The following is a 20,294-nucleotide window of genomic DNA, read 5'->3' as shown; positions in this document are numbered from 1 at the left end:
TTCATGAGGTTTTTCGGGAAGTGTTTTTCGAAGATGTCGCGGGGTTCGACCACGTGGTCGTCGATGCTGACCATCACCATGTCATCGATATTCATGCGATTCCTTACTGTCGGGCCGTCACGGGTGCGGCGAGTTCCTGTCTCTCGATCAAGAGTTGGAGCTCTGCCAGAGTCGCGTCGAGTCCGTCACCGAGGCGCGGACCCGGAGTGAAGGTGGCGGGGAGCTGACGCATCCCCTGAATGACACCGATGGAGTCGTAGTGCACTGCGCCGTCCGGGTCGCAGTGGAAGTCCGGCATCCGGTCGAGTACCGCCACCAGCATCCGCTTGAATACCGTTCGCGCCAGGTTGGATCCGATGCAGCGGTGAACTCCCAGGCCGAAGCTGAAGTGCCGGTTGCCTCTGCGTTCGAGGTCGACGGTGTTGGGGTCGGTGAACAATGCGGGGTCGCGGTTGGCCATAGCCCAGGAAAGCCACACGCGCTCACCCTCTTCGACCGCGATGCCGTTGACGTCGGTATCCGCGGCGAATGTGCGGCCGTCGCCCGGCGACGGGCAGAAGAAGCGCAGGAACTCTTCGGTGGCCGAATCGAGCAATGTGTCGCGCTCAGCACTGAGGGTTTCGCGCTGATCAGGATTCTGCGACAACCATTCGAGTGCGTGGGACGTCAGGGCCGTCGTCGTGTCGAAGCCGCCGCCGATGAGCAGACTGAGAACACCGAGCAGTTCGAGGTCGTCCGGCTTCTCGCCGTTGACGGTTGCCTGGGCGATCGCGTCGACCATGCCGGGACGTGGGTGTTCCCGGATCTCGTGGAGGCTGGAGAGAAGATCGATGCCCATGTTGCGGTGTAGTTCCGCGACGCGGCCCACGTCAGGTGAATCAGGGGGCGTGTACATCGCTGCGTGGACCGGTTCGCAGTACACGTTCCATTTGGCCACCGGGATACCGAGCATTGCGAGCGTGATCACCGCCGGAACGATGTTGACGAGATCGTCGATGAAGTCGATTTCACCGGTCTCGATCTTCTCGTCGAGGCATGCGCGGATCACCTCGTCGATGACGGGAACCCATTTCTTGACTGCAGCGGGGGACAGGTAAGGATTGAGGACCGCGCGGAACTCGCGGTGCTCGGGATCGTCCATCTCGAGGATTCCGCCTCTGACACCGGACGCCCTGACTGCAGACGGGATCATGATCCCCTTGTATCCGCGGCGAATACCTTTGACGTCGTGGTCGTTCGAGATGTCGGCCGATCGAGCGAGGGCGAACACCTCGTCGCTGCCGGAGGCCACCCAGTGGCCACCGTGCGTGTCGGACCACGCGAACGGGCACGCGGACTGCATTTCCTCGGTGATGTCCTGGAACTTGCGGCGATAGTCGGGTGCGTGTCTGTCGAACTGAAACACGGGTTGCCTGCGGCCGACGTCGGATACAGCGTCATCAACACTCATGGCTCTGCTCTCTGCTGTCTGGTGGGAACGCGATCATGGACGGAGCGTCAGGTGATGGTTATCGCCTGTTCGGGGCAGCTACGGGAGGCTTCCTGTGCCGTCCGGCCGAGGTGGGCGGGTAGGTCCTCGAGTGTGGCTGTGGCGTGGCCGTCGATATCGCTCAGTTCGAACAAATCCGGAGCGGCCATGGCGCACAAGGTGTGGCCCTGGCAGCGTTCCGAGTCCACTTTCACCTTCATCTGTCCTCCAGCTCGAGCAGAGTCGAGCGACTGAGACACCTGACCGCGCCGTTCCAGTCGCGTAGTCTGCCATTTAAGAACGTCATTCCGAGTGGTGAGAACCATAATCTCAAGCGGGTGTTTCCGCAAGGTTCTGCACGGTGTCGACGTTCGATTCCAAGGCCGGCGGCCGTCCGGCCTGTGACGAAGGAGAGCAACGTGAAGGCATGGCAGTTCGAAGGAACAGGGAAGCCGATCTCACTGAACGAGGTGCCGGAGCCTGTGCCGGGGCCCGGCGAGGTCGTCATCGATGTCAAGGCCGCCGGGCTGTGTCACAGCGACGTCATGTACATGGAGGTCGGTGAGGCGAGTATGCCGTTCCTCCCGATGACTCAAGGGCACGAGAACGCCGGAGTCATCAGCGCACTCGGCGAAGGCGTCGAAGGATGGAACCTCGGCGATGTTGTCGGAGTCTGCACATCCGGTGCCCGTCCACCGGCCGGAATGTTCACCCCCGGTGGTTTCGCCGACAAGTTCCTCGCCGACGCCCGTGATCTCGCGCGCGTGCCCGAGGGGCTCGACCTGGCGCTGGCGGCGCTCGCGACCGATGCCGGCATGACGTCGTACCACGCGATCATCAAGGAAGGTGGCGCCGCGGCCGGGATGAAGGTCGGTGTCATCGGGTACGGAGGACTCGGCCAATTCGGCACGCGCGCAGCAGTGCTCACCGGAGCGGAAGTGCATGTGGCCGAGACCAAGGAATCCGTGTGGGATCTTGCCCGCAAGGCCGGGGCTGTCGAGGTTGTGCGAGATGCGGGGGAATGGGCGGGCCAGGGATTCGACCTCGTGGTCGACTACGCAGGCTTCGACACCACACAGAAGGCCCTCGACGCGATCAAGCGTGGCGGCAAAGTCGTCCAGGTGGGTCTTGGGAAGCCGACGTTCACAGTGAACACTCCCACGATCCTCGGTAGGGCTCTCGTGGGCTCTCTGGGCGGAACGGTGCAGGACATCGAAGAGGTCTACGCCCTGCTGGCCACCCGGGAGATCGAACCCGACTACACCGAGATCGGTTTCGACGAGATCGGGGACGGCCTGGAACGCCTGCGCCGCAACGAGGTCACCGGGCGCCTCGTGGCGCGCTTCGGGGATTGACCGGTGACGGCAGTCGAACAATAACGACGAGGGCCGGTCATCACGTGGATGACCGGCCCTTGCTCGACGAACTACTGCTGCGGTATCAGCGTTTCCGAGCGCTGGATCGTGCCCGTGATTCCCGAGGCGTCCTGCTGCCCGAGTAGGACGGCGGCGGCGCCCATCGTTTCCGGCGGCTCGATGGCCTCCGGCGGAATCTTCTGTCCGCTACCGCCGGCCAGCCACCCTTCGGTGAGCACGACACGGGACGGCGACAGGCAGTTCACCGCGATGTTGTCGGCTTTCAGGTCGGACGCGAGACCCGTGTAAAGGCGCTCGGCACCGGCCTTCGACACCCAATACGCGTTCGATCCACGATCGATCATCGTGACGCCGGTGGTGGTCACCGCGATCATCGACCCGCCACCACGGGCACGGATATGCGGGATGGCGGCCTTGGTCACGTTGAACACACCGGTCAAGTTCACATCGAGACACAGCTGCCATCGCTTGAGCGGTGTCGACTCGATCGGCCCCATCCACAGGACACCCGCGTTGGCGACGAGGATGTCCAGGCCCCCGAATTCGCCGACCGTCGTGGTGATGGCGGCGTCGACGGACGCCTCGTCCGTGACATTGCACTGGACCGGGATCGCCTTGCCACCGACGGAATCGATCTGCTCGGCGACCGCGCCGATGGTGCCCGGGATCTTGCCTTCCTGTTCCGTCCGCGCGGCAACGGCCACCGCAGCCCCCGCATCTGCGAGGGCGACGGCGATCGCAGCCCCGATCCCACGGCTGGCACCCGCGACGAACGCGACCTTTCCCTCGAGGGGCCTCACTTCGGCGGGAACCTCAGCGCACCGTCGAGACGGATGGTCTCGCCGTTGAGGTAGTCGTTCTCGACGATCGACGCGACCAGCGTCGCGTATTCGACCGGGCGGCCCATGCGCTTGGGGTGCGGGACCTGCGGGCCCCAGTACGCCTCGAGCTGATCGCCCGCCTTGCCGTAGGCGGGGGTCAGGATGGTGCCGGGGGCGATGGTGTTGACGCGGATACCCAGCGGCGACAGGTCGCGTGCGGCGACGAGCGTCATCCCGAGGATGCCACCCTTCGCGGCCGAGTAGGGGAGCTGACCGATCTGGCCTTCGACACCCGCGATCGACGCGGTCTGCACGATGACGCCGCGCGAACCCTCGTCATTGAACGGTTCCTGCTTGGCGATGGCCGCGGCGGCCAGACGCAGGACGTTGAACGACGAGGTCAGGTACGACTGGATGGTCTTGGTGAAGGCGTCGAGCGCCATCGGGCTGCCGTCCTTGCCGACGAGCCGGCCGCCACCGGCCGGACCGCCGTGGCAGTCCACCGACACGCGCAGCGGTCCGAGCGACTCGGCTTCGGCGATGGCCGCGAGCACCGACTCCTCGCTACCAGCGTCGGTGTTGACGTAGCGCACGCCCAGCTCGTCTTCGAGAGCCTTGCCTGCTTCATCGTTGACGTCTGCGACGACAACCTTGGCACCGCCCTCATGGAGGCGGCGAACGGTGGCCTGCCCGAGGCCTCCGGTGCCTCCGACGACGATGGCCGAGATACCTGCGATCTGCATTCCGATTTCCCTTCTTGCAACTACAGCTCTCGTGCTGCGAGAATAATGTTCTCATGAACCTAAGCATGATTCTAGAAATGGTGGCAAACAACGGCGAACGCGCAGTTGCGACCGTTGGCGATCGCTCCTTGACTGCCGCGGATCTCGACACGTACGCGCGCCGTCTCGCCGCGCGGGTGCGCGACAGCTCCGCGGTGCTCTACCTGGGAACGAATCATCTCGCCTACCCGGTGGCACTGTTCGGTGCGGCACTCGCGGGCGTGCCGTTCGTCCCCCTCAACTACCGGCTCGGCGAGCAGCAGCTGTCGGCGCTGCTCGAGCGCCATCCCGGCGCGACGATCCTCCGCCAGGACGATCTCGATGCGCTGATCGACGATGCCCCGGACGATGCCGAACCTGCCGAACTCGAGCCGCAGTGGGACGGCGACGCGATCGCCGCGATCATCTACACCAGCGGCACGACGTCGGATCCCAAGCCTGCGGTCCTGCGTCACCGGCATGTGATCGCGTACGTCCTCAACACGATGGAATTCGCGTCCGCCGAGGAAGCCGACGCCTCGCTGGTCTCGGTGCCGCCGTATCACATCGCGGGCCTGACGAACCTGATCTCCAACCTCTACAGCGGCCGCCGGATCGTGTACCTGTCGGCCTTCGAACCGGCCACTTGGCTCGAGACCGTGCGGCGAGAGGAAGTCGTCCACGCGATGCTCGTGCCGACGATGCTGGCCCGGATCGTCGCCCACCTGGGAGACGACGTCGCGAACGTCCCGACGCTCGCGACCCTCGCCTACGGAGGGTCCCGCACTCCGCGGCCCGTCCTCGAACACGCTCTGCGTGCCTTCCCCAGCACGGGATTCGTCAACGCGTACGGCCTCACCGAAACGGCCTCTTCGGTGGCGGTCCTCGGACCCGACGATCATCGCGAGGCGATCTCCTCCGACGACCCGGCCGTGCGCGACCGGCTCGGCTCGGTCGGCCGGCCCCTGCCGGGCATCGAGATCGAGATCCGGACGGAGAGCGACGAACCGGTCGCGACCGGCGAGACCGGGCTGATCTTCGTGCGCGGTGAGCAGATCTCCGGCGAATACGGCGGTCGCAGCGTGCTCGACGCCGACGGCTGGTTCTCCACCCGCGACCTCGGGCATCTCGACGCCGACGGCTACGTGTACGTCGAGGGCCGCTCCGACGACACGATCATCCGCGGCGGCGAGAACATCGCGCCCGCCGAGATCGAGGATGTCCTGCTGGCGCATCCAGCGATTGCCGAGGCTGCCGTGATCGGTGTGTCCGATCCCGAATGGGGACAGCGCATCGTCGCGGTTCTCGTCGGCGACGCCGACCCGGACGAGGTGCGACAGTGGGTCAAGGACCGGCTGCGCTCGTCGAAGACCCCCGACACCATCGTCTTCCGACACGAACTCCCGAAGACCGAAACCGGAAAGCTACTACGCCGCACCCTGCTCGCCGAACTGGAGAACCAAAATGCCTGAAGCCGTCATCGTTTCCGCCCTGCGGACCCCCATCGGCACGGTCCGTAAAGGAACGCTCCGCGACACCAACGCCTTCGAACTCGCCGACCACATCGTCACTGCGGCGGCGAAGGACCACGACGCGGCCGACATCGACGACGTCATCCTCGGTGAGGGCCTGTACGGCGGTGGCGTGATCGCCCGCCACGCCGCGATCACCGCCGGCCTGACGACTGTGCCCGGCATGGCCGTCAACCGCCACTGCGCCGCGAGCTTGGCCGCGGTGCAGAACGCGTCGGCGAGCATCATGGCCGGCATGGACCGGCTCGTGATCGCCGGTGGCGTCAACTCGGCCTCCACGTCCCCGCAGTCGCTCATGCGCAACGGTGAGAACTGGGAGCCGTGGCTGTCGCCGACCCACCCGAACCGTGAGGACGCTCCGAACAAGGACATGTCCATCACCGTGGGCTGGAACGCCGCAGTGAAGGCAGGTGTGTCGCGCGAAGAGATGGACGCCTGGGCCCTGCGCTCCCACCAGGTCGCGATCAAGGCCATCGACGAGGGCAAGTTCGTCGACGAGATCGTCCCGATCGAAACCCCGCACGGCCTGTTCTCCGTCGACGAGCACCCACGTCGCGACACCAGCATGGAAAAGCTGTCGTCACTGAAGGTGCTCCACCCGGAGATCGAAGGATTCAGCATCACCGCAGGCAATGCCAGCGGTGGCAACGATGCTGCGGCAGCCCTGACCATCGCGAGCAGCGACCTGGGTCTGCCCGCACTCGCCACCGTCAAGTCGTGGGCGTCCACCGGTATCGATCCCGCCTTCACCGGACTTTCGCCCGTGGATGCGATCCCGAAGGCGTTGGCCCGCGCCGGGATGTCGATTGCCGACGTCGATCTGTTCGAGATCAACGAGGCGTTCGCGGCGCAGTGTGTCGCGGTGATCAAGATGCTCGAACTCGATGCGGATCGCGTGAACATCTACGGCAGCGGATGCTCGCTCGGGCACCCGGTCGCTGCGACCGGCGCGCGCATGCTCACCACCCTCGTCCACGAACTGCGTCGCCGCGGCGGCGGAGTCGGTGTGGCCTCGATGTGCGCGGGCGGAGGAATCGGTTCGGCAGTGGTGATCGAGGTGCCGGCACCGTGACGCCCGATCTTCTGACACTGCTGGCGAGCTCGGACGCGACGTGAACGTCGTCGAGCTCGTCGAAGCGGCCCGTCGCGGCTCGCCCCGCGCGACGGGCCGCTTGCTGACCCTGGTCGAAGGCGACCGCCGCGACGAGGTCCTCGGGATGATCGATACTGAGCCGGTACGTGTCGTCGGAATCACCGGGCCTCCGGGCGCAGGGAAATCGACGACCGTCGGCGTTCTCACCGGCGGGTACCGCGCACGGGGGCTCCGTGTCGCGGTGCTCGCCGTCGACCCGTCGTCGCCGTACAGCGGGGGTGCCCTGCTCGGCGACCGTATCCGGATGGCCGCGCATGTCAACGACGCCGACGTGCTGATCCGGTCGGTGGCGTCGCGTGGTCACCTCGGTGGCCTGGCTGCCGCGGTGCCGGCGGCGATCAAGCTGCTCGGTGCGCTGTCCTATGACGTGATCCTGCTCGAGACCGTCGGGGTCGGCCAGTCGGAGGTCGAGATCGCTGCGGTCGCCGACCCGACCGTCGTCATCCTCAATCCCGGTGCGGGAGACGCTGTTCAGGCCGCGAAAGCCGGTCTGCTCGAGGTGGCCGACATCCTCGTCGTCAACAAGGCGGACAGGGACGGTGCCGATGCGACTGTGCGCGACCTGCGTGTCGAAACCGGTATGACCATCCTCAAGTTGATCGCGTCGACAGGTGAGGGCGTCGACAAGCTGATCGACGCCATCGAGGCGCATCGGCGAGCCGACACCCCGGAACGCCGTGCTGCACGGGCCCGTGCCCAGATCCTGTCGCTCGCGACTACACGGTTGCGCACCCATCCGGACCTCGACGCGCTCGCCGCTGCCGTCGCCGACGGACGCAACGATCCCTACACCGCCGCCGCCGGCCTGCTCGGACAGTAGGTCCGGGCGGCCGGGGGCGGCTCGAGGTCAGCTCAGGACCGGAACGATCAGGGGCAGATCGAGGCTGGTGCGGATACCGGGCGCTGCCGAATACACCGCATGCACGGCGTTGACCGCGCGATTGGCCGTGTAGTTCGGCGACAGCTCGCTCATCCGCTCGAGCGGGAACGGGAAGCGCATCTCGATGTCGAGCGGGGCGTCGCCGTCGATCGAGATGTGCCAGCCGGTCGTATGCAGATCCCAGTCGGCATCGATATCGGTGGTGCAGTACCACGTGGGACGGAAACGCATCAGTTCACGTTCGTCACGCATGCCGGAGATCGTGATGCGCTGTGCCGCCACCTTTCCGGCGGGGATCGTGCCCGCCGCGATCGTGATGTCGTTTCGGGCTGCAGCCAATTCGCCACTGGCCTCGATGGAGTCGAAGGGCAGGCCGAGGGCGTCGGCGAGCACTTGGAGTGAAGGACCGAAGTTGGCCTTCACATGGTCGAGTCGTGCTTGTGCGAACTCGGCGGGGGACTGGCCGAAGCCCATGACCTCGAAGAGGATTCCGGGAGAAGCCCGCTGCGACAGATCGGCGTATTCGTCGATCGCGAGATGATCGAGTCTGCGCTGGATCGAGCTCAACACCAGAGGCACTGCCTCGCTGATGAACCCGGGGCTGCTCCCGGTGCTGTGGACGGAGGTGCCGCCCGTAGCGCATGCCGTATCGACGGCGTCGCGGATCGCGGCGGGCATGCTCGGTGGATGGTGGAACTCGCCTCGGGTGGTGACGATGTTCGCGCCGGAAGCGAGGATCCGGCAGACCTCGTCGAGATCGAACTGCAGTGGCATGTAGAGAACGCAATCCGCACCGAGATCGATGATCTCGTCGACGCTGCGGGTTGCCTTCACGCCCACCGTGTTCCGGTCGCACAGTGCGCCGGCGTCGAGGCCTTCCTTGGCGTCGCTGTGGACATACAACCCGGCCAGCGTGAGGTCGGGATGGTCGATCACTGCCCGGAGTGCGCGGGTGCCGATATTTCCGGTGGCCCACTGGACGACACGTAATTGCTTCTGGGACATGTCAGACCACCTCGGAGGGAAGCCGCAGGAGTGCTTCCTGGGCGAAGGAGGCGACGAGTTCGCCCTGTTCGGTGAAGACATCGCCGCGGCCGAAGCAGCGTCCGTTGGCGATGAGAGGGCTCCTGTGGCGCAACAGAAGCCAGTCGTCGGTGCGGAACGGCCGGTGGAACCAGAGATTGTGCGAGGTCACCGCCGACGTGAAGGCCGTGCCGTTCCCGGTCTGGCAGTAGCCATCGACGGCGAGAAGCGCGGTGCCGATGAGGTGGAGATCGGTCGCATACGACGTGAGCGCGGGTGCCAACGCTTCATCCACGGTGGGTGTGCGCATCCACATGTCGAATTCGGGTGTGGCCGTTCCGAGATCGTTGAGATCCGAGGACGCGCGGGTCTCCCAGGGGATGAGGGAGAAGTCGACCCGGCTCTCCTCGGGAAGCAGCGACGGGAGGGGAGGGAAGGACTGCCGCTCGGGCCCGACCTCCGGGGCATGCATGGATACCGATGCGGTGGCCAGCACACCCTTGGTCTGGCGCGCGACGATGGTCAGGGTGCCGAACGACCGGCCTTCGTGCTGGCGGGTCACCTCGTATCGGACCGGCTCGTCGGCACGGCCTTCCCGGGCGAACACCGTGTGCAGCGACTTGATGGCCTTCTCCGGGCACGTCAGCTGGGCTGCGCGGACGAACTGTCCGAGGAGCTGCCCACCGAAGAGCCGGTGGTACTCGAGGCGCTGGTTTGCGCCTTCGAGAACCACATTGCCGGTTCGGGCGTCAGCGGGGTCGGGGGCCGAATCGGCTGGCGGAGTGAGGTCGAGACACGTCAGGAGGTCATTCCAAAGCTCGGTCACATGCCGAGTGTAAATGACCCACTCTCAAATGAGAACAGCATTCTTCCTATTTGGTAGCGAACCCGTGCGAGCAGAATGTCCATACCTCTTCGGCGGTGATCGGGCGCGCGGTGGCGTCGGCATCGCCGCTGGACTGAGCGATGAACATCACGGTCTGCATGGTCATTGCTGCGGCGCGCCGCGCATTGAAGTCGCTGCGCAATTGGCCCGATGCCGCGACCTTCTCCATGAGTTCGGTGAACAGGGCCAGCATGGACGAATGTGCCACCTTGACCTCGGCCGGGTGCGTGAGCAGTAGCTGAGGAGCGAAATCGGTGAACAAGGGGCGTTGTGCGACGGGGTCGGGGCGCGAAGATTCGAACAACAGTTCGACTGCCACGCGGAGTTGATCCATCGGATCGTCCTCGCCGGCCGCGGCTGCGCGGATCTGATCGGCAGAACGGCCGAGAGCGTCTTCGAACAGTGCGAGCAGCAGCTCGTGCTTACCGTCGAACTGCAGGTAGAAGCTACGCAGTGACTGCTTCGAGCGATCGACGACCTCCTGCACCGTGAAGTCGGTACTGCCCTTCTCGGTGATGATGGCCTGGGCGGCATCGAGGAAGCGCTGCACGCGCTGCTCGGCCCGCAGCTTCGCGGTGCGGATGGACCGCTCGACGGCGCGCTGCTTCCATGCGGGTTCTTCGCTCGGGCCGGTCACTGCGCGCACTGCCCATCGTTGCGTGAGGCAAACATGTGAGCACTGTACCGGAGAACGCGTTCGTTTCCGCAAGGTTACCCGAGAGTCAGATGCGCTGAATGAGACCATTACTTTCTCGTATTGAGAATGATATTCTCATATGGCTGTGCACCGCAGCTCTGTCAGAGAGGTATGTCGGAATGCTTTTCGAGTTCGACTCCGATCAGCGACTGTGGCAGGACACCGTCCGTGACGTCACGGCGAAGGAATGTCCGTCCACGCTGATCCGCAATATCGTCGACAACGGCGCAGATCCAGGGCCGCTGTGGAAAGTTTTCGTGGGGCTCGGCTGGACCGAGCTCACGGATCCTGAAGCTGCTGTCGAACTCGGGATCGTCCTGGAGGAATTGGGGCGGGCCACGGATCCCACGCCCTATCTCGCGACGATGACGCAGTTCGCGCAGCTCGCGCCCGGTGTGGCGGAGCCCGACCAAACCGGTGCCGCGGTGTACAGCGGCGTCCATGCGCACCGCGACGCCGACGGCTGGGTCCTCCATGGCACCGCCGCGCAGGTCCTCGACGGGGATCGCGCCGACCTGCTGGCCGTGGTCACCGACGCGGGTGTCTTCGTCGTCACCGCCGACAAGGTCACCGCGACCCGCAGTCCGGTCTTCGACCCGGCCCTGCACATCGCAGAGGTGCGTTTCGAGCAGGTCCGGGTCGAGGGCGACCCTCACTCCGACGTCGATCCGCTCCGGGCGCGTCACCTCGCGCTCGCAGGCCTTGCACTCACGACTGTCGGTGCGTGCCAACGGGTTCTCGATCTCGCGCTCGACCACGTGAAGAATCGGCAGCAGTTCGGCGTCACGATCGGGTCGTTCCAGGCCGTCCAGCACAAGGCCACCGACATGCACATCGCGATCGAACGTGCCCGCGCACTGGCGTACTTCGCGACGCTCACCATCGCCGAGGACGATCCGCGCAGGAACCTCGCCGCCTCGATGGCGAAGGCTGCGGCGGGTGAATGCCAATCGCTCGTCTTCCGTCACGGCTTGCAGTTGTTCGGCGCCATGGGCTTCACCTGGGAGAACGATCTGCAGTTCGCGCTCAAACGCGCCCGCGCCTGTGAGCATCTGCTCGGTGGCGCTGCCGAGCATCGGGCACTGATCACCGAGGAGTACCGTGCAACTCTCGTATGACGACGACGTCGAGGCCTTCCGTGCCGAATTCGTGGCCTTCCTCGAAGCGAACCTGCCCGACGAGGCCGAAGCCACCGAACGCTCCACCTCGAGCGCCGACGTGCCCGAATGGGCTCGTCGCTGGCAGCGACTCCAGTTCGACAACGGCTGGTTGCTTCCGGGAAATCCGCCCGAATTCGGTGGCCGCAACGCTACGTTGATCCAGCAGGCCGTTCACCTCGAAGAGTTGTCCAAGCGCCGGATCTACCACAGCTTCAATCCTCAGGGCCTCGGCATCATCGCGGCGTCCATCCTCTCCTTCGGAACCGAGGAACAGAAGCAGAACTGGGCCGCGCGCATCCTTCGCGCAGAGATCACCGCGGCCCTCGGCATGAGCGAACCCGGTGCGGGTTCCGACCTCGCAGGCCTTCGCACCCGTGCTGTCCTGGACGGCGACCACTTCGTCGTCAACGGACAGAAGGTGTGGACATCCGGCGCCCACCACGCCGATGTGCTCCTCACCTTCGTCCGTACCGATCCGGATGCGCCCAAGCACAAGGGCATCAGCGTGCTGCTGATCCCCACCGACACACCGGGTGTGGTCCGTCGCCCGTTCGCGTCCATCGCCGACAAGGACGATCGCGACTTCAACGAGGTGTTCTTCGAAGACGTCCGGGTACCGGCAGTGAACCTCATCGGCGAGCTCAATCAGGGCTGGACCGTCGCCAACGGTTCGCTCGGGCACGAACGTACCCTGCTGTGGCTCAGCTTCGCTGATCGATTGGAAGATCTCGTCGCAGACTTCGAGCCGCGGACGGTCATCGATCGCGACCGGTACGCAACACTGGTGATGGACCTGCAGGCGCTGCGTCTGCTGGGGTCCGCGGCGCTGGCGCGTGAGTCGCGCGGTGAGCAGGATGTCGCGTCCCTTTCGGTCCTGAAACTGCTCGGATCCGAAGCGATTCAGCGTTCGGTCGAGCACGCTCTCGATGCCGAGGGTGCTGAGGGGCTCGTGCACCCTGCGTCGACTGCGGCGTATACGCCGTGGAACCTCGACAACTTCACATCGAGCTGGTTCGAACGCTTCGCCCGCAGTTTCGCCGGCACCATCGCGGGCGGTACATCGGAGATCCAAAGGAACATCGTCGCCCAGCGAGTGCTCGGGCTACCACGAGGCTGAGGAGCGCAACTTGTACATTCTCTACGAGGTAGCGGACAGGATCGCCACGATCACGTTGAATCGGCCGGATGCTGCGAACGCTCAGAACGCGGCTCTGCTCGATGAACTCGACACGGCATGGGTTCGTGCGGGCGACGACCCGGACGTGTCGGTGATCGTGTTGCGTGCGGAAGGCAAGCACTTCTCCGCGGGGCACGACATGACCGGCGGTGGGGGCCCGGTGCCCGACAAGATCACCCTCGACTTGATCTATACCACCGAGTCGCGCCGCTACCTCGAGTATTCGATGCGCTGGCGCAACATCCCCAAGCCGTCGATTGCCGCAGTGCAGGGGCGCTGCATCGCCGGTGGCCTGCTGCTGTGCTGGCCGTGCGACCTGATCATTGCGTCCGAAGATGCCAAGTTCTCCGACCCGGTCGTCATGATGGGTATCGGTGGCGTCGAATACCACGGCCACACCTGGGAACTCGGACCGAGGAAAGCCAAGGAGATCCTGTTCACCGGCCGGCCGGTCACGGCCGAGGAGGCCGAGAAGACCGGCATGGTCAACAAGGTGGTGCCCCGCGATCAACTCGACACCGAGACGCGTGCGCTCGCCGAGCAGATCGCGAAGATGCCGCCGTTCGGTCTGCGGCAGGCCAAACGGGCGGTCAATCAGACGCTCGACATCCAGGGCTTCTACGCGGCCATCCAGTCGGTGTTCGACGTGCACCAGACCGGCCACGGCAATGCGTTGAGCGTCGGCGGATGGCCGGTGCTCATGAAACTCGACGAGATGAAGCAGAACATCAAGTAGCAGAAACGAATCGGGCGCCTCCATCATCGTGGAGGCGCCCGATTCGGTTTTCGAGGTCAGGGTTTGACGTACTCCGAGTACACCTGCATGATGCGCATCTTCGGAACCGGACCGAAGCTCAGTGAATCCGACATGTCGAACTGTTTCGCCGCGGCAGCCGCGTGGACATTGTGGAGCGCCTCCTTCGGATCACCTTCGATCTCGTAGAGGGTGACGTACGAACCGCCGGCTTCGTCTGCCGGCGCCAGACGGGTGGCATTGAGAAAGCCGTCGAGCGCGACAACCTCACGGATGTGTGTGGTTTCGTACCACTCATTGAACTCGTCGACGCGGTCGGGATGGGACGGATGGGCTTCGACCATCAGGTAGTGCTTCATTGTGCTCCTTTGTCGTTCCCGGAGGGAGGTATGAACTCAGACTCGGACGACCCAGCCGCCATCGATGTTCAACGTGTGTCCCGTCACCCAATCACTCCCGGACGAAACCAAGTACAGCAGACCGGGAATCAACTCCTCCGGCTCACCGAACGGGAAGGGGATCGAGTCCTTCACCATCTCCTTCAGCTCGGGTGGCGACGCGATGTCGCCGGCTTCGGTGTTCACCATGCCCGGCGCGATGGCATTGACGCGGATCCCGAACGGCGCGAGATCCCGTGACAGCGACACCGTCATGCTCACGAGGCCGAGTTTCGTGATTCCGTAGGCCTGGGCGGCCATGAATGCACCGCTCGACGACTGGTTGACGATCTTGCCGTAACCGCGTTCCTTCATGTACGGGACGACCGCACGGGTGCACAGGAGTGGGCCGGTGAGGTTGACCGCGAGCGTGTTGTTCCACAGGTCCAGCGGCATCGACGTGAGGCCGCCCTTGCCGACGACCTCCGCCATCAGGCCCGCGTTGTTGACGAGTATGTCCACGGAACCGAACTCTGCAGCGGCTGCGGCGACCATCTCCGACGTGCTCTTCTCGTCCCGCCCCCGCCCCCGTGACGATGGCAACCTTGTCTGCAAGTTGCGCTGAATCAGGCATGAGATCCCGTCTCGGACTGGTTGTGAATTAGCGTCTGGTCAGACCTTTTTCGTGACTCCACCGTCCACGCGGATGATCGCCCCCGTCGTGAAACTCGAGGCGTCACTGGCGAGATGCAGCGCGAGTGGAGCTACCTCTTCGGGGCGGCCCATGCGCTTGAGCGGGACGAACGGGGCCTCTTCGTCTTCCGGCGGTGCCCATGCCTTCGACAGGTCGGTCCTGAACGGTCCGGGCAGGATCGCGTTGACGCGCACGGTGGGTGCGTAGGCGTCGGCAAGGCCCACGGTCAGGGCATTGAGGCCCGACTTGGCGCACGCGTAGGGAAGTTCGCGCACGCTCGCGGTCAGGGAGCCTGCCGTACCGACGTTGATGATCGAGCCCCCGCCGTTGGCGACCATGTGTGCGCCCGCGCGTACGGCGAGGCGGAACGGTCCCTTGAGGTTGACGCTGAACGTCTTGTCGTACAGGTCTTCGGTGATCGATTCGAGATTCTCGTACAGCGGTGACATTCCGGCGTTGTTGACCAGGATGTCGAGGCGGCCGAAGTGTTCGAGCGTGCGGTCGACCAGCGCGTCGCAGTCGTCCCAGTTACCCACATGACAGGCGACGGCGAGTGCACGGCGACCGGTCGATGCTTCGATCTCCTTCGCGGCGAGTTCGCAGCCGTCGAGTTTGCGGGAAGCTACGACCACGTCGGCGCCGGCCTCGGCGAGTATCTGGGCGATCGCCCTGCCGATTCCCCGCGAGCCGCCGGTGATGATGGCGGTCTTCCCTGTGAGGTCGTGCAGTGAATCCAATGGTGTCATGGAGCGATTGTTGCGCAGAATCCGGAATTTGGAAAGAATGTTCTTACTCAAAAGAATACTATTTCGCAAAAAGAGAGTGATGATTCGCGCGAGGTAAGGTGACCGGGGCCGCCCGCGTGCGGGGCGGAAAGATGCGACAGATCCGACATCGAGAAGCGAGGACCAGAATGACATTGCAGCGGCTCCAGGACCGGCTCGACATCGCAGACCTGCTGTACAAGTATGCGACCTCGGTCGACACGAAAAACTGGGAAGCGCTGGCGACGGTCTTCACCGATGATGCCCATCTCGACTATTCGTCGGTCGGTTACCCGGCCGGGACACGCGACCAGGTGCTCGGCATGCTCAGTCGCGCGCTCGGCCAGATCCCGATGACCCAGCATTTCGTGACCAACATCGAGATCACATTCGTCGAAGACGACACCGCGAACGTGCGGGCGATGTTCTACAACCCGATGCAGCTGCCGGGTGTCGACGGTCTGACGTATTGCGGCGGCAACTACCACCACGAGGTCGTGCGCACAGCCGACGGATGGAAGAGCCGAAAGGCAGTGGAGGAGAACCTCTGGTTCTCGAACCATCCCGATCCGTCCAAGAACGGTGCGGCGGCCTTGCAGTCGTAGAACCTGAAGCACGTACGAGGAGAGCCACCGTCGACGACGGTGGCTCTCCTCGTACGGTGCTCGCCTACAGGTTGGCGATGCGCGGCGCCGACCCCGACGCCCGGATGGCTGCCCCGGCTTCTCTTGTCAATTCCTTGGAGCTGCCGAGTAATCCGTCGAGGAACAGCCCGCGACGGATGTGGCGATGCAGATCGTGTTCGTCGGTGAACCCGATACCGCCGAGCACCTGCTGGCAGTGCCGCGCAGCGGTCACCGCCGCTTTGCCGGACGCTGCTTTGGCCAGTAGCGAACTGAAGTCGTCGTTCGCGACGAGGAGCGCCGCTTCGGCCCCCTCGATTGCCACGTACGTCTCGGCGAGCTTGTGGCGCACCGCCTGAAAGCCGGAGATGGGTTTGCCGAACTGCGTGCGATTCAGCGCGTGGGTCCGGGCGAGGTCCAGCATGGTCCGGCTCGTGCCCACCAACCACCACCCGAGGGCGCGACGACCCGCAGCGACCGGCACCGGATTCCCGGAATCGACCACCTCGACGGTGAGTTCCTTGTCAAGCACCTCGGTGCTCCGCTGGGCGCGATGCCACACGAGCCACGACCCCCCCGAGTACGGGAGCGGAACCGTACCTCCCGGTTCGGCTCCGGCCTCCGTCAGGATCACGTCGTTGAGCACGGGTGCGTGCGCGCCGGTCTCGCCCAGCAGCCGGAACACCAGGGGGATCGCGACATCGGGCATCTCACTGAGCATGTCGTGCCAGCCGAGATCGATGAGGGCCGAGTCGAGTGCGACACCCGCGTGGGTCTCCATGGTCTTGCGGAGTGTGTCCTCGAGGAGTGCCAGTTCCGAATCGACCGCCGGTGCAGTGTCGTTCGTGGTCATCACTCTTTCCCCAGTTGCAGTAGACGGCGGGCGATGATGTTGCGCTGGATCTCCGCGGTACCGCCGTAGATCGATGCGGCCCGCGAATACAGGAACTCGGTCCGGAGCTCGCTGTCGAACAGTTCGATCCGACCCGGAATCAGATCCCGCGCGGTGTCGAACAGTTGCTGCTCCGCGGTTGCCAGCAGGACCTTGTCGACGGAGGTTTCCGGGCCCAGCGGCAGACCGGCCTGGAGGCGCTTCTGTGTGCTGTACGAGCGGCTCCGAACTGTGTGCAGCGCGAGGTAGGCGTCGCCGAGCTCCCGATCGTCGGCCGGATCCGAGACGGCAGCAACCTGATCGAGACGCGTGAACAGGTACGCGATCCGGTGCCAGAAGCATGACGAACGCTCGTGCGGCAGCAGATCCATCGCGAGCTTCCAGCCGTCTCCGGGATTCCCCAGCATCCGATCGGCCGGCACTACGACATCGTCGAAGTAGACCTCGCAGAATTCCTCGCGGTCGTGCATTGTCGTCAGGGGTCGGACAGTGATGCCCGGGGTGTCCATGTCGAGGAAGAAGGCGGTGATGCCGTCGTGTCCGGGGCCGGTGCGGGTGAGAAGAATGCATCGGGTTGCGAGCTGCGCCAGAGAGGTCCACACCTTCTGCCCGTTGATCACCCATTGGTCGCCGCGCTGTTCGGCGCGGGTCGACAGTGACGCGAGGTCGCTGCCCGAGCCGGGCTCGGAGAAGCCCTGGCACCACTGCTCGCTGCCGTCGAGCAGGCGCGGCACCATCTCGGCCGCCAGCTCGGGGCTCGCGTACTTGATCATGGTGGGCGCGAGTACCTCGATCATCGAGTAGATACCCGGCTCGGCGAGGTCACGTGTCGCGACCTCCTCGCCGAGTACCGCTCGCAGCATCGCGGGCCCGCCGAGGCCTCCGACCTCGGCCGGCCATCCGTAGCGCATCCATCCGGCGTCGTAGAGAGCGCGCCGGACCCGACCCAGCTGCTCGACGTGCTCGTCGAACGTGAGGTCGGGTCCGGGCGTGAGATCGTTCTCGTCGAGCCAGGCGCGAACCGCTGTCCTGAACTCCTCGATGTTCATGCCGTCGGTGCCTCGAAAGCGTGCGGGATTCCCGAGTCGTGCACGCCGCTGCGGCGGATGAACGTCATCTTCCGAGTCTTCAGGCGCCACCCGGCCTCGGTCCGGAGGTAGGTGTCGTTGTAGTACCCGATGCGCATGTCGTGTGCGGAATGTTCGACGAAGCACAGCGGCTGCGTGCCGGTCGCGGTGTCGCCGTCGAGCTCGATCAGCGCAGTACCCACGAGGAACAGGCCCTGGGGAGCCGCAGCGACCAGTTCGGGGAACTGGTCGAGCGTGAACACGTCACCGAAGGCGCTGTAGGTGCCGTCCGGCGTGAACACATCGACGACGCCTTCGACCTCGCCCTTGGTCATGTTCACGGCGTAGCGTGCGAGGAGCTGATTGATCTCGACGAGGTCACTTGTTGACATAGACCTTTCCGCCTTTCATCACGAACCGCACGTCCTGCGTGACGGTGATGTCTTCGGTGGGATCGCCCGGAACTGCGATGATGTCGGCGAGTAGGCCCTCTGCGAGGCGGCCGCGGTCGTCGACACCGATCAGCTCGGCCGCGTTGATGGTCGCGGCCTGAATGACGGCGAGCGGGGGGAGCCCCCGGTCGACGAGCGCGACGATCTCGTCGGCATTCTTGCCGTGCGGGATTGCCGGAGCATCGGTGCCGACTGCGATCTTGACACCGGCCTTGTATGCCGCGAGCACGGAAGTGCGTGCCTTCGGGAACATCTCGGCTGCCTTGGCCTGAAGTTCGGGCGGGGCGTGGGAGGTGTCCATTGCGTCGGTCAGGCGTGTGGTGGGTACCAGCCAGGTGCCCTGCTCCACCATGCGATCGATCGCGTCGTCGTCGATGAGGAAGCCGTGCTCGATGCAGTCGATGCCGGCCTCGACCGCGTGGCGCACCGCATCGGCGCCGTGCGTGTGCGATGCGACCTTCAGCCCGCGCCGGTGTGCCTCGTCGACGATCGCCCGCAGTTCTTCGTCGGAATAATGCTGGGCCCCTGCCGATCCCGTCATCGACATCACGCCACCCGAGACGCATACCTTGATGAGCTGGGCGCCGTGCTTGATCTGGTATCGAACAGCCTTGCGGACTTCGTCGACACCGTTGGCGATGCCTTCCTCGATGGTCAGGTCGAGGACACCGGGTGCGAAGGCCGCGAACATCGTCGGATCCAGGTGGCCACCGGTCGGGGTGATCGCGTGACCCGCGGGAATGATGCGAGGCCCGTCGACCCACCCGGCGTCGATCGCCTTGCCGAGGGCGACGTCGAGCAGGTAACCACCGGTCTTGACGAACAGCCCCAGATTTCGGACGGTTGTGAAGCCTGCACGCAGCGTGCGGCGGGAATTGCCCACCGCACGCAGCATGCGGAGCGGAGGGTCGTCCTGAACCGTGGAGTAGACGGGCTTCTCGCCGCGCCCACCCATGAGCAGGTTGACCTCCATGTCCATCAGACCCGGCATCAGGATCTGGTCACCGAGATCGATGACCTCCCCTTGTGGTTCGCCGCCGACGCCCGCAATACGGTCGCCGTCGATGTGGATGATGCCCGGTCGGGTGATCTCGCCGGTCTCGACATCGAGGAGCCCGGCTGCCTTGAGCGTCAGCATGCGCTTACACCACCGGTTCTTTGGTGATTTCGGCCCAGGCGGCGCCGCTGTCGGGGACGCGGGGCTGTTTCCAGACTTCGACGGGGAAGGAGACCATGACCAGTGATTGCATCAGGTGCATGAGGGTGCGGGCGTCTTCGGGTAGGTCGTCGAGGTCGAACTTGTCGCAGTAGGCGATGGCGTCCTCGAGGCGGGGGAAGGCAGCGTTGTAGAACTGCTGCATCTCCGGCATGGTCGAGGCGAGTCGCTTGGCGTACCGCTCGGGTTCGGTGGCCAGGTCCCAGTCGATGTAGGGCTCGAGGTCGGCGAAGTCAGTTGGCAGAGGCATCGCGGTGCTCCTTGACGTAGTCTGCGACGGTTTTGTGGAGGTGGCGCAGGAGCAATTCCTGGTCGCAGAGGGGGAATTCGGTCACCGTGCGGGTGCCGATCATCGTTTGAGTGGCTTCGAGGGTGTTGGCGTCCTGGAGGGCGTATTCCTTGAAGGTCACTGCGGCGAGTTCCTGGGCGAGGCGCTCGCGGGCGTTCTTCGGGGGCACGAAGTAGAGGCTGGCCTCGAAGATGTGCTTGTCGACGGCGGTGGGCCAGTAGGCGTAGGTCAG

General features: G+C 65.0%; 24 protein-coding genes. 8 read left to right on the top strand and 16 right to left on the bottom strand.

The window, feature by feature from the left end; genetic code table 11:
- Positions 1 to 103: 103 nt before the first annotated feature.
- Positions 104 to 1,450, bottom strand: coding sequence for a cytochrome P450 (locus tag EV641_RS28630; protein ID WP_132476876.1), 1,347 nt, complete (start codon positions 1,448 to 1,450; stop codon positions 104 to 106).
- A gap of 47 nt (positions 1,451 to 1,497) precedes the next feature.
- Positions 1,498 to 1,689 (bottom strand): ferredoxin, encoded by a 192-nt coding sequence (locus EV641_RS28625; protein ID WP_054719142.1) that lies wholly within the window; start codon positions 1,687 to 1,689, stop codon positions 1,498 to 1,500.
- A gap of 198 nt (positions 1,690 to 1,887) precedes the next feature.
- Between EV641_RS28625 and EV641_RS28620 the strand changes: the two genes are divergently transcribed.
- Positions 1,888 to 2,823: a zinc-binding dehydrogenase gene (locus EV641_RS28620; protein ID WP_054719145.1), complete on the top strand. Its 936-nt coding sequence runs from the start codon at positions 1,888 to 1,890 to the stop codon at positions 2,821 to 2,823.
- Positions 2,824 to 2,894: 71 nt separating this feature from the next.
- Here the strand turns inward: EV641_RS28620 and EV641_RS28615 are convergent, their stop codons facing one another.
- Together EV641_RS28615 and EV641_RS28610 are read right to left on the bottom strand one after the other, a co-directional pair.
- A complete protein-coding gene (locus EV641_RS28615; RefSeq protein ID WP_054719139.1) occupies positions 2,895 to 3,644 on the bottom strand; it encodes an SDR family NAD(P)-dependent oxidoreductase in 750 nt (249 codons plus the stop codon).
- A complete protein-coding gene (locus EV641_RS28610) occupies positions 3,641 to 4,408 on the bottom strand; it encodes an SDR family NAD(P)-dependent oxidoreductase (protein ID WP_132476874.1) in 768 nt (255 codons plus the stop codon). Before EV641_RS28610 ends, EV641_RS28615 begins: the two co-directional genes overlap by 4 nt.
- Before the next feature lie 53 nt (positions 4,409 to 4,461).
- Here EV641_RS28610 and EV641_RS28605 point away from each other — a divergent pair, with 53 nt between their 5' ends.
- Genes EV641_RS28605 through EV641_RS28595 form a run of 3 tightly spaced genes read left to right on the top strand, consistent with a single transcriptional unit; the run spans position 4,462 to position 7,931 of the window.
- Positions 4,462 to 5,898 carry an AMP-binding protein gene (locus EV641_RS28605; RefSeq protein ID WP_132476872.1) on the top strand — a complete coding sequence of 479 codons (1,437 nt, stop codon included), beginning with the start codon at positions 4,462 to 4,464 and terminating at the stop codon, positions 5,896 to 5,898.
- Positions 5,891 to 7,030, top strand: coding sequence for a thiolase family protein (locus EV641_RS28600; RefSeq protein ID WP_132476870.1), 1,140 nt, complete (start codon positions 5,891 to 5,893; stop codon positions 7,028 to 7,030). The genes EV641_RS28605 and EV641_RS28600 overlap by 8 nt, the downstream gene beginning before the upstream one ends.
- A 40-nt stretch (positions 7,031 to 7,070) precedes the next feature.
- Complete coding sequence (locus EV641_RS28595; protein ID WP_132476868.1) at positions 7,071 to 7,931, top strand: GTP-binding protein; 861 nt, start codon at positions 7,071 to 7,073, stop codon at positions 7,929 to 7,931.
- Between the two features lie 27 nt (positions 7,932 to 7,958).
- Here EV641_RS28595 and EV641_RS28590 read toward each other — a convergent pair whose 3' ends face one another.
- Genes EV641_RS28590 through EV641_RS28580 form a run of 3 tightly spaced genes read right to left on the bottom strand, consistent with a single transcriptional unit; the run spans position 7,959 to position 10,537 of the window.
- A complete protein-coding gene (locus tag EV641_RS28590; RefSeq protein ID WP_054719406.1) occupies positions 7,959 to 8,996 on the bottom strand; it encodes a dihydrodipicolinate reductase in 1,038 nt (345 codons plus the stop codon).
- A gap of 1 nt (position 8,997) precedes the next feature.
- Positions 8,998 to 9,840 carry an acyl-CoA thioesterase domain-containing protein gene (locus EV641_RS28585; protein WP_054719404.1) on the bottom strand — a complete coding sequence of 281 codons (843 nt, stop codon included), beginning with the start codon at positions 9,838 to 9,840 and terminating at the stop codon, positions 8,998 to 9,000.
- 46 nt (positions 9,841 to 9,886) lie between these two features.
- Positions 9,887 to 10,537 carry a TetR/AcrR family transcriptional regulator gene (locus tag EV641_RS28580; RefSeq protein WP_054719401.1) on the bottom strand — a complete coding sequence of 217 codons (651 nt, stop codon included), beginning with the start codon at positions 10,535 to 10,537 and terminating at the stop codon, positions 9,887 to 9,889.
- Positions 10,538 to 10,716: 179 nt separating this feature from the next.
- On the opposite strand from EV641_RS28580, the gene EV641_RS28575 reads away from it, so the two are divergent.
- The 3 genes from EV641_RS28575 to EV641_RS28565 are packed head-to-tail and all read left to right on the top strand — an operon-like array spanning position 10,717 to position 13,670.
- On the top strand, positions 10,717 to 11,715 hold the full coding sequence (locus EV641_RS28575) for an acyl-CoA dehydrogenase family protein (protein WP_132476864.1): 999 nt from the start codon (positions 10,717 to 10,719) through the stop codon (positions 11,713 to 11,715).
- Entirely contained in the window at positions 11,699 to 12,874 is a 1,176-nt protein-coding gene (locus tag EV641_RS28570; protein WP_132476862.1) for an acyl-CoA dehydrogenase family protein, read from the top strand. The genes EV641_RS28575 and EV641_RS28570 overlap by 17 nt, the downstream gene beginning before the upstream one ends.
- A 10-nt stretch (positions 12,875 to 12,884) precedes the next feature.
- Positions 12,885 to 13,670 (top strand): enoyl-CoA hydratase, encoded by a 786-nt coding sequence (locus tag EV641_RS28565; protein ID WP_132476860.1) that lies wholly within the window; start codon positions 12,885 to 12,887, stop codon positions 13,668 to 13,670.
- A 56-nt stretch (positions 13,671 to 13,726) separates the two neighbouring features.
- Here EV641_RS28565 and EV641_RS28560 read toward each other — a convergent pair whose 3' ends face one another.
- The 3 genes from EV641_RS28560 to EV641_RS28550 form a co-directional block, all read right to left on the bottom strand.
- Positions 13,727 to 14,047 carry a DUF4286 family protein gene (locus EV641_RS28560; protein ID WP_054716214.1) on the bottom strand — a complete coding sequence of 107 codons (321 nt, stop codon included), beginning with the start codon at positions 14,045 to 14,047 and terminating at the stop codon, positions 13,727 to 13,729.
- Positions 14,048 to 14,083: 36 nt separating this feature from the next.
- A complete protein-coding gene (locus tag EV641_RS28555) occupies positions 14,084 to 14,668 on the bottom strand; it encodes an SDR family oxidoreductase (protein WP_277874532.1) in 585 nt (194 codons plus the stop codon).
- Positions 14,669 to 14,737: 69 nt separating this feature from the next.
- Complete coding sequence (locus tag EV641_RS28550) at positions 14,738 to 15,505, bottom strand: SDR family oxidoreductase (RefSeq protein ID WP_054716209.1); 768 nt, start codon at positions 15,503 to 15,505, stop codon at positions 14,738 to 14,740.
- A gap of 167 nt (positions 15,506 to 15,672) precedes the next feature.
- Between EV641_RS28550 and EV641_RS28545 the strand changes: the two genes are divergently transcribed.
- Positions 15,673 to 16,128 carry a nuclear transport factor 2 family protein gene (locus EV641_RS28545; RefSeq protein ID WP_054716206.1) on the top strand — a complete coding sequence of 152 codons (456 nt, stop codon included), beginning with the start codon at positions 15,673 to 15,675 and terminating at the stop codon, positions 16,126 to 16,128.
- Between the two features lie 64 nt (positions 16,129 to 16,192).
- Here the strand turns inward: EV641_RS28545 and EV641_RS28540 are convergent, their stop codons facing one another.
- The 6 genes from EV641_RS28540 to EV641_RS28515 all read right to left on the bottom strand — a co-directional run.
- Positions 16,193 to 16,999: an acyl-CoA dehydrogenase family protein gene (locus EV641_RS28540; RefSeq protein ID WP_054716203.1), complete on the bottom strand. Its 807-nt coding sequence runs from the start codon at positions 16,997 to 16,999 to the stop codon at positions 16,193 to 16,195.
- Positions 16,999 to 18,087 (bottom strand): acyl-CoA dehydrogenase family protein, encoded by a 1,089-nt coding sequence (locus EV641_RS28535; protein WP_054716199.1) that lies wholly within the window; start codon positions 18,085 to 18,087, stop codon positions 16,999 to 17,001. Before EV641_RS28535 ends, EV641_RS28540 begins: the two co-directional genes overlap by 1 nt.
- A complete protein-coding gene (locus tag EV641_RS28530; protein ID WP_054716196.1) occupies positions 18,084 to 18,497 on the bottom strand; it encodes a nuclear transport factor 2 family protein in 414 nt (137 codons plus the stop codon). Before EV641_RS28530 ends, EV641_RS28535 begins: the two co-directional genes overlap by 4 nt.
- Positions 18,484 to 19,695, bottom strand: coding sequence for an amidohydrolase family protein (locus EV641_RS28525; RefSeq protein ID WP_054716218.1), 1,212 nt, complete (start codon positions 19,693 to 19,695; stop codon positions 18,484 to 18,486). The genes EV641_RS28530 and EV641_RS28525 overlap by 14 nt, the downstream gene beginning before the upstream one ends.
- A 4-nt stretch (positions 19,696 to 19,699) precedes the next feature.
- Entirely contained in the window at positions 19,700 to 20,023 is a 324-nt protein-coding gene (locus EV641_RS28520; protein WP_054720650.1) for a hypothetical protein, read from the bottom strand.
- The coding region (locus EV641_RS28515) for an SRPBCC family protein (protein ID WP_277874531.1) at positions 20,007 to 20,294 on the bottom strand (288 nt) is incomplete at its 5' end. The genes EV641_RS28515 and EV641_RS28520, both read right to left, overlap by 17 nt.

The sequence above is a fragment of the Rhodococcus sp. SMB37 genome (assembly GCF_004345605.1).
Lineage (GTDB): Bacteria > Actinomycetota > Actinomycetes > Mycobacteriales > Mycobacteriaceae > Rhodococcus.
Note: the sequence above shows the minus strand (reverse complement) of the source record. Positions and strands in the feature narration are given on the sequence as shown.